At 62.6% G+C, this 2119-nt stretch carries 1 protein-coding gene and 1 pseudogene; both read right to left on the reverse strand.

All coding sequences use genetic code 11. The features are described 5' to 3' along the window. Positions 1-529: pseudogene (locus OQK_RS31015) on the reverse strand (CoA transferase subunit A); the annotation flags it as partial. 274 nt (positions 530-803) lie between these two features. Further along, on the reverse strand, positions 804-2119 hold a 1316-nt coding region (locus OQK_RS04655; RefSeq protein WP_050977849.1), incomplete at its 5' end, for an MFS transporter.

Below are 2119 nucleotides of genomic sequence, written 5' to 3' on the forward strand. Positions count from 1 at the left end.
AGAGCAACACGTTGCCTTTGCGGTCGGCTTTCTGCGCGTGAATCACGGTGACGTCCGGCCGTACCGATGGCACTGCCGCCAGCACTTCGCCGGTGAACGGACAGGTCACGGTTTTGATCAGCGGATTGACCTTCGGCAGGTCGGAGCCGGCGTAGGCACGCAGCACCGCGAACGGCAGGCCGGACGCGCCGGCGACGTAGGCGTTGGCGAGGTCGGCGTGGCTGTGTTCTTCAATTTCCAGCGCGTGCGGCCACTGCTTTTCGACCGCGTCACGCAAACGGTGCAGCGAACCAACACCCGGGTTGCCGCCCCAGGAGAAAATCAGTTTGCGCGCGCAACCGGCGCCGATCAGTTGGTCGTAGATCAGGTCAGGCGTCATCCGCACCAGCGTCAGATCTTTCTTGCCTTGACGAATGATTTCATGACCCGCTGCCGTAGGGATCAGGTGAGTGAAGCCTTCGAGGGCGACGGTATCGCCGTCGTTGACGAATTGCTTCACCGCGTCGTGCAGCGAAAGGATCTCAGCCATGGAGCGGGCTCCTGTTCTTGTAAGGAATCGCCAGTGATAAAAAGGCGCGAGGTTCAGCGCCGGAGTCACTGAAGATTAAGCTCGGGAAATTCGCCAAACAATCCGATAATCGACTGAGTGTTCGTTTATCGAACGGATTGTTGCTTCCCTAATGATCGTTCCCACGCTCCGCGTGGGAATGCAGCCCGGGACGCTCCGCGTCCCTGTACAGCCGAACGCAGAGCGTCCGTTGAGGCATTCCCACGCGGAGCGTGGGAACGATCATGGGTCTGCCTCAGGTCGCATCCGCATGACTGACCATGCCCTTGATCAGCACCGCCGCCGTCGCCAACCCCGCCGGAATCACCAGTGCGGTCAGCACTTGCTCGAAATTCCAGCCCAGGCCGAGCAAGGTTGCGCCCATCCACGCGCCAAGAATCGCGCCGAAGCGGCCGATGCCGAGCATCCACGACACACCGGTCGCGCGGCCTTGAGTCGGGTAGAAGCGCGCGGCCAATGACGGCATCGCCGATTGCGCGCCGTTAACGCACATGCCCGCCACCAGTACCAGCGTCGCCAGCAAGGTGATGTTGCCCAGGCTCTGCCCCACGGCGTAGGCAAACACCCCGGCCAGCAGGTAGAAAATGCCGATGACCTTGTGCGGATTGAAGCGGTCCATCGCCCAGCCCACCCCGACCGCGCTCAACACCCCGCCAAACTGGAACAACGCACCGATGAACGCGGCCTGCTCCATGCTCGCGCCGCTGTCGCGCATCAGCGTCGGCAGCCAACTGGTCAGCAGGTATACGATCACCAGGCCCATGAAATAGGTCAGCCACAACAGCAGCGTGCCGGTGCTGTAAGTGCCGGAGAAGATCACCGCAAAGACATTACGCGCCTTCACGGTCTTCTGTTCCGGCACGCTGAAGCTCGCAGCCTGGGCGACGGTAACCGGGTCGATCGGCGCGAGGGTTTTGCGTACTTTGTCGTTGCCACGGTTGCGCACCACCAGATAGCGCGCCGATTCCGGCAGCCAGAACACCAATACCACGGCGAGGATCAGCGGCAGGATTCCGCCGATCATCAGCAGAGCATGCCAGCCGAACGCCGGGATCAGTTTTGCCGAGATGAAACCGCCGCCGGCCATGCCGAGGTTGAAGCCGCAGAACATGCTGGTCACCAGCAGCGACTTCTTGCGCTCCGGGGTGTATTCCGAGAGCAGCGTCGTCGCGTTGGGCATACCCGCGCCGAGACCGAGGCCGGTGAGGAAGCGCAACACCAGCAGTTGCTCGACGTTGGTGCTGTACGCCGAGGCCAGGCTGAAGCCGCCGAACAGAATCACCGCACCGACGAGTACGACTTTGCGCCCGAAGCGGTCAGCCAACGGGCCGGAGCCGAGCGCGCCGAAGACCATACCAATCAGCGCGGCACTCATTACCGGGCCGAGGCTGGCGCGGTCGATGCCCCAGTCTTGCGACAGCGCCGGGGCGATGAAGCCCATGGCGGCGGTGTCGAGGCCGTCGAGAAATACGATCAGGAAACACAGGATCACCACCCGCCACTGATAGCGCGAGATCGGTTGGGCGTTGATGAAGGTCTGCACATCGAGGC

Origin of the sequence: Pseudomonas sp. R62 (assembly GCF_000257605.1) — a bacterium.
In the GTDB taxonomy this organism is placed as follows: Bacteria; Pseudomonadota; Gammaproteobacteria; order Pseudomonadales; family Pseudomonadaceae; genus Aquipseudomonas; species Aquipseudomonas atacamensis.